Origin of the sequence: Exiguobacterium sp. UBA6282, assembly GCF_002440475.1 — a bacterium.
GTDB lineage: Bacteria > Bacillota > Bacilli > Exiguobacteriales > Exiguobacteriaceae > Exiguobacterium_A.
The window spans coordinates 57,879-64,521 of record NZ_DJUM01000023.1 but is presented as its reverse complement, the minus strand read 5'-3'; the positions used below and the strand labels follow the sequence as shown (position 1 = coordinate 64,521).

The window sequence follows — 6,643 nt, the reverse complement described above, 5'->3', positions numbered from 1 at the left end:
AACTAGTATCTTTTATGTTACTATAAACAAGATTCGGAGGCTATTCGAATCTTAGTTTTGAAACATAAACATGTACACTTTGTACTTGTTTTTGTGGTATAACTTTACAGAAGGGAGGTTTTTTTCCCAATTCACCTGCTTGATTTCATACAGGACTCTTACTGTCCATTCACATAAAGGATTAAAGGCATTCGTCCGTTGATCCATGCAAAAGGGAGGGTTTCGGTATGTCCGAAATGACCATCGAAATGTTCGTTCACTTCGTTCAACATTTAGTACATTCTCCACGATTCATCGTCCAGCGTCAGAATGAACATGAGAACGCCTACATGTTTGAAATTCGAGAGTTGAATTTATCGCGAGTCTCAAAAGCCGTATTGCTTCATAAGACAGTTGATCTTCTCCAGGAAAAGACGTCAGAAGATACACGCGAAACGTTGACGAATGAACTGGTCACTCTATCACAAAAGACATTAATGAAGTCAGATACGATTGCTACACTTAAAGTGGAGTCTACAATAGACGACTCATTGCATCTTACATTTTCAGAAGACAAAAAGATCTGGTTTTCTGGAAATCTTGATACAGAAGAAGCGATCAATCGATTCACAGAACATTTTCAAAGCGTCATAAATGACGATCGAACGTCTTATTAAATAAAGCAGGTCGAGCCACATCAGTGGTTCGACCTGCTTTTGTCTTATCTTCTGCAGAGCATTAAGACGTTGCCGTTGGAATAAAGTAAGCAAAATCATGAAAACATTTAATGTCATAAATGATAAATGCTTGTAGTGGTCGGACGAACTGATAAGATGCATCAATGTCCGTCGTATAATAATTAAACAAGGCATGTGGTGAAGGAGGATGTCGATCTATTGCGTCATTCGTGTGATCATCGAGCGTTAAACGAGCTGGACCTTCGAAGGGATTATTATAGACAGTTGACGTGACACATAACGAATCAAACGGCAACTGAAGTAACTAGTGATACCAAGCGGCGAAACGTTTTACATCTAAAAGACAGTGTTCAAACAGTGTACAATGAGAGGAAACGAAATCGACATAATAATCTCATGCTTCATTTTTCATACATGTTCATTTCAGCGAGCACATCTTAATCCCTATAATTGGAATATGTTATGATGTATCAGGAAAATCATTTACGAATTGGAAAGGAATGATGATATGGAAACCATCATCTGTACGACGTGTGGTGTCGAACAAATCAATCCGCATCGCGAAACGTGTCCGATTTGCTTAGAAGAACGACAGTATGTCAATCCGACCGGTCAAACATGGACGACACTCGCTGCCATGCAAGCGTCAGGAACGTACCAAAATATCATTATGGACGACGGAGCAGGTGTCTATGCGATTCAGACGACACCAGCATTCGGCATCGGTCAAACGGCATATCTCGTCCAAGGAAAATCGTTCAACCTGTTATGGGACTGCATTACATATCTTGATTCCGCAACGAAAGAGCAGCTTGACGAATTAGGCGGGCTTCAGGCGATCGCTTTATCACATCCGCATTATTACGCGACACAAGTCGAATGGGCGGAGACTTTTGACGTACCGATCTATATTCATGAAGACGATGCGTCGTTCGTGACGCGACCAAGTGAGCGCATCGTATTCTGGAGTGGTGAATGCTTGGAGTTAACGGAAGATTTGATGTTACATCGCGTCGGTGGTCACTTCAAAGGAGCAGTCATCTGTGAACGAAAAGATGCGTCAGCAGGACTTTTGTTGACAGGAGACATCATTCGAATCGTTGCCGATCGGGCATGGGTCAGTTTCATGTACAGTTATCCGAATATGATTCCGCTTCCTGCAAAGACGGTCGCGCGCATGGCAGAAACGATACGCCCGCTTCGCTTTGAAAAATTATATGACGCCTTTTATCGGAAGATCGAAACCGGTGCGACTGAAGCTGTAGCGCGCTCTGCAGAGCGGTACATTGCTGCCTTGAACGGAGACTGGTTCACGACATGAAGTCGCGCTTGATCGTCATCCGCGGGAACTCCGGTAGTGGAAAAACGACGCTAGCTAAAGCATTACGATCGGTCTTACCGGATAGTATCCTGTTTTCGCAAGATGTCATCCGTAGAGAAATGTTGAACGTAAAAGATGGACCAGGAAATCCGACGATTCGCTGGATCGAGGAGTTGGTTGGACTTGCTGACGGACGTCATGCGACGATTCTGCTAGAAGGAATTCTCGCACAGGATTGGTACGGTGAGATGATTGACCGGTTGGAACGATGCTTTACTTCACGGTACGTGGCATATTATTTTGACGTTTCATTCGAAGAAACCGTCCGTCGCCACGCAATGCGCCAGCCGACGGAGTTTTCTGAGACGGATATGAAACGCTGGTGGATTGATCAGGATCACCGCCCGACGGATCGTCTGATTGCTGAGGATAGATCCATAGAAGCCATGATTCAGATAATAAAGCGTGAGCAGATAGGAGAGAGTCAATGACACACTATATTTTTGACATGGATGGAACATTGTTTCAAACAAATGCTGTGCTTGCGCATACGTTAGAAGAGGTCTTTCATGAATTGCGTCAGACGGGGCGCTGGGAAGGAGAGACTCCACTCGCGCTCTATCAGAAGATCATGGGCGTCTCGCTACCGAAAGTATGGGAGACATTACTTCCGGATTTTTCAGCCGCAGACCAACAGGTTGTGGATCAAAAGTTTCGACATGGCTTAGAGCAGGCAGTCAAGTCCGGGCATGGTTGTCTATATCCAGGAACGGTCGAGTTGCTCGCTCGTTTGAAACAAGCGGGTCATTCGGTCTATATCGCTAGTAACGGATGGCCGTCCTACCTATCAGCGATCGTAACGACGTATGGTCTTGAAGCGTATATCGATCATATCTATAGCATTGAAGACATTCGTTCCGGTGATAAATCAGCACTCGTACGAGAGATTTGTAAGACGCACGACATCTCGTCCGGATACGTCGTCGGCGACCGATTGTCCGATTTCAAAGCGGCGCAAGCGAACGGACTAGTAGCAATCGGTTGCCAGTTCGATTTTGCGCAAGAGCAGGAACTCGTAGTCGCGGACCGAATCGTAACAGAGCTGAGTGCTGTCTACAAGTAAGAGCCGTCTTCTGCGGAAGACGGCTCTTACTTGTAGCAATTATTCTGCCCACCAGAGGGCATCATCTGGTTTTTTTGCGATCGACGCGACTTCTTTTTCACTCGATACAGTCGGATGCGATCCTTTAAGTGCTTTACCGGCTGTATTTTTAAAGAGGAAGAAGAACGTGACGAACCCGATGACGCTGACTGCTGTTAGATAGAAAGCAGGAGCGAGCGGATTTTGAGTCTCATGGACGAGCCAAGTCGAAACGAGTGGCGTCGTTCCACCGAAGATCGAGACCGAGACATTGAACGTCACGGATAGTGTCCGGTAGCGGACATCCGTATAGAAGATACTTGGTAGCAGACTAGGCATCGTTCCTTCAAAGATCGCCAAGAAGAATCCGAGGATGAAGATTCCGATTCCGACGAACAAGAGTGGTTTAAGACCAATCAAGAAGAACGACAGGATCGAAAGCAACGATAGTCCTGCTAACGCGAAGAGGACGATATTGCGATTGCCTTTTTTATCACTTAGTTTTCCGAAGAAATAAGCGAGTGGAATCATGATCACCATGACACCGGTGATGAGAATCGTACTTGTCGAACTTGACATACCAATGACTTCATCAAGGTATGATGGCATGTAGGACAAGAGCATATAGTTCGTAATGTTGAAGAACGCGACAGCAATGAAACAAAGGATGATATCACGCTTATGATCGCGTAAGATTTCGCGGAATGTCGCGGGTTCTTCTGTATTTTCATTAATCTCATTTTCGAAGATTGGCGACTCATCCAAATGACGACGTAAATAGAGACCGAATAAACCGAGTGGTGCTCCAAGGATGAATGGAATCCGCCATCCCCAAGATGCCATTTGATCATCTGATAAAGTGACAAAAAGTGTTGTAGCAAGTAATGAGGCAAGAATGTACCCACCGAGTGTTCCGATTTCAAGACCACTTCCAAGAGCACTCCGTTTGTTATCAGGTGACGACTCGGCAATGTAGACCATTGCTCCGGCATATTCTCCGCCAGTCGAGAACCCTTGTAAGATGCGGGCTAATAGTAAAAGGATGGGTGCCCAAATTCCAATTTGATCGTAGGTCGGTAATAATCCGATGATAAGCGTTGAACCGGCCATCATAACAATTGTCGTCGTTAAGACGACCTTCCGTCCAAGTCGATCTCCGATGCGTCCAAAGACGATTCCGCCGATTGGTCGCATTAAAAAAGCGATCGCAAAGGTCGCAAAAGTAAAGACAAGCTTCAGTTCATCATTTTCAACAGCGCTAAAGAAGTTTTGACTGATGATGATTGCGAGATAGGAATAAAGACCAAAATCGAACCATTCCATCGCATTCCCAATTCCGGTCGCGTAGACACTCTTTTTGGTTTGCTGCATGTCAACGACATTGACTTTTTCTTTTCTGAATTTCATAAGTTCTGTTCACTCCCTTTGATAAGTTTGTATCGTACCATAGGGAGAAATGAAGTCAAGTTACCAATGGGCTTAACCAATTGAAAATGACTGAAAACGGCTCTATGTCGGGGGTTGTCAAACCGTTGATGCTCTAAGGACGAACAGGGGTGTGCATTTTTTATGAAAAAAATTGAATTTTTTTTAGATGTTTTCTTAAAATCGAAACTATTTTCATGTGTTTTCATAATTTAAAAAATCAGTAATCCGCCTATAGAAGGAGGGCAGGAGGACCATATTTTGGTAAGTTAAAAATGCAGATGGAAAAGTGAAGGAGGAGTACATATGAAAAAGAAATGGATCGCAATCCTGGTTATCGGTCTCATTGTAATAATCGGTGGTTGGTATGTCAGTTTTCAAGAATCACAAGTATCCGGTTTTCCGGTGCCGCGATTTGCTACGGCAATTGAAAAACAAGGTGAGTGGAAGATCAAAACTCGACTTGTCTCGGAAACCGATGGACCGGGTTTACTGTATGGAACTCGGATCCGACAAGCCGGTTGGGAAGAACTCGATCGTGAAGGCGCAACAGCTTGGTATGAAAAAGACGGGAAAGTGGTTGCCTTGACGACGTTTGATGGGGAACTGTACCTCGAAAATTCTAGTAAAGAAGAGATTCGATTATAAAATCACAAAATGAGGCCATGATTGGATCATTGCTGTAAGAACTTCAAAAGGATTGCATGGCACTGGCTCATGCAATCCTTTTTGTTTTAATCGTCTTTAGAAGAGGAGAGTTGTTTATGGGTCTTAGAATCATAAATTTTATAGGAAATCGGGAACTGATGATTCTTCGTTGAAATGACGCGACAATAATAGGGCACGTCTTCTCCGTACGCTCCTAATTCCGGATTTTCTAGGAAGGTGAAATCCTCATAATCCTCTGTTGAGTCGAAAATAATAGAAATGGAGTGAGTCTTACCCGAGTTTTCCTCTACATAACAGTCACCTTTGATGACAGCATGGTTCTTGAAAACGATCTGCGTAAGGCAAGGAACCGTCCAGTAGAGTAGTCCAACTCCAAATAACGTGATCAAGATGAATTGAAGTTTGGTTTTAAATGATTCTGTTGAGTCTTTCCATGTACTAATCGTAAAAAAAACGCCGCCAAAAAGTGTAATGATTCCGAGGATGAGCATTCCATAGTATTGAATAAGTTCACCATTCATTCAAGTTTGCTCCGTTCCTCATAAATATAGTCCGTTCGCCTGGACGACGAAGTGTGAATGTTCGTAGTGGTAGGTTATGACGGAATAGTCGAACGGACGACCATTCGTTAAGTGAAAGACTGTCTCGATCGTCAATCCAGGATCGCCCTCGGCGAGATCCAGATGACGAGCCGTCTCTGCGCTTAATTTCCCGACGTGCATGTACATATCCGAGAATCCAATGTTCAATTGGAGTGCTGTCTCTAAGTATTCGAAGATCGATTGTTCGACGATTTCGCGATTTAAGTACGGAACGATCGATTGACGATAATAAGACTCTTCGAGACAGAGGATTTTGCCGTCAATGAAACGGATTCGCTTAACGTAATAGACTGTCTCACCCGATTCGATCCCAAGATTCTTCGCGATATTATCCGTTGCATCGATTGGTTCGAGTACGAGAACAGTTGACTCAATCGTATGACCGACGAGATTCTGCTTGAATCCTTGAGTCGAGAACAGTCGAATATAGCCGGTCCGATTCGTCTTACGGACAAAAATCCCGCTTCCACGGACTTGAAAGATGATGCCTTTTCGTTCAAGCAATTCGAGTGATTTTGTCATCGTCGTTTTACTGACGGCGAACTGCCGGATTAGTTCTTCGAGGATAGGTAGTTTGTCGCCTTGCTTTAACTCATGTTTTTCTATGTATTGCTCGATTTCATCGGCAGTTTGCTGGTATTTCAGCATAGGACACCTTCTTTTCTCACGAACTGATTTCTAATGTGAGTTTAGCATATTATTGATGTCTCCAAAATAGAATAGTTAATTAAATTATTTATGTATTGATTAATTGTGCATGTACAATTAAAATGAAAGGGTATTCAACGCGTCATATTCAGGGGAGGTA

The 6,643-nt window shown here is 43.7% G+C and carries 8 protein-coding genes; 5 read left to right on the top strand and 3 right to left on the bottom strand.

From position 1 onward, the window contains the following. Window positions 1–227: 227 nt before the first annotated feature. The 4 genes from B2751_RS07510 (at window position 228) to B2751_RS07495 (ending at window position 3,121) form a co-directional block, all read left to right on the top strand. On the top strand, window positions 228–656 hold the full coding sequence (locus B2751_RS07510) for a hypothetical protein (RefSeq protein ID WP_290758860.1): 429 nt from the start codon (window positions 228–230) through the stop codon (window positions 654–656). Window positions 657–1,185: 529 nt separating this feature from the next. Continuing rightward, the gene (locus tag B2751_RS07505) at window positions 1,186–1,998 is read left to right on the top strand and encodes an MBL fold metallo-hydrolase (protein WP_290773987.1); all 813 of its coding nucleotides are present in this window, start codon (window positions 1,186–1,188) and stop codon (window positions 1,996–1,998) included. Next, entirely contained in the window at window positions 1,995–2,489 is a 495-nt protein-coding gene (locus B2751_RS07500; RefSeq protein ID WP_290773984.1) for an AAA family ATPase, read from the top strand. Before B2751_RS07505 ends, B2751_RS07500 begins: the two co-directional genes overlap by 4 nt. Further along, window positions 2,486–3,121 carry an HAD hydrolase-like protein gene (locus B2751_RS07495; protein ID WP_290773981.1) on the top strand — a complete coding sequence of 212 codons (636 nt, stop codon included), beginning with the start codon at window positions 2,486–2,488 and terminating at the stop codon, window positions 3,119–3,121. Before B2751_RS07500 ends, B2751_RS07495 begins: the two co-directional genes overlap by 4 nt. A 39-nt stretch (window positions 3,122–3,160) precedes the next feature. Here B2751_RS07495 and B2751_RS07490 read toward each other — a convergent pair whose 3' ends face one another. After that, window positions 3,161–4,546, bottom strand: coding sequence for an MFS transporter (locus tag B2751_RS07490; protein ID WP_035407564.1), 1,386 nt, complete (start codon window positions 4,544–4,546; stop codon window positions 3,161–3,163). Between the two features lie 324 nt (window positions 4,547–4,870). Here B2751_RS07490 and B2751_RS07485 point away from each other — a divergent pair, with 324 nt between their 5' ends. Further along, the gene (locus B2751_RS07485) at window positions 4,871–5,212 is read left to right on the top strand and encodes a hypothetical protein (protein ID WP_056061795.1); all 342 of its coding nucleotides are present in this window, start codon (window positions 4,871–4,873) and stop codon (window positions 5,210–5,212) included. 86 nt (window positions 5,213–5,298) lie between these two features. On the opposite strand, the gene B2751_RS07480 is transcribed toward B2751_RS07485, so the two are convergent. Together B2751_RS07480 and B2751_RS07475 are read right to left on the bottom strand one after the other, a co-directional pair. Then, complete coding sequence (locus B2751_RS07480; protein WP_290773978.1) at window positions 5,299–5,754, bottom strand: hypothetical protein; 456 nt, start codon at window positions 5,752–5,754, stop codon at window positions 5,299–5,301. Window positions 5,755–5,772: 18 nt separating this feature from the next. Beyond that, a complete protein-coding gene (locus tag B2751_RS07475) occupies window positions 5,773–6,483 on the bottom strand; it encodes a GntR family transcriptional regulator (protein WP_035407572.1) in 711 nt (236 codons plus the stop codon). Window positions 6,484–6,643: the final 160 nt, after the last annotated feature.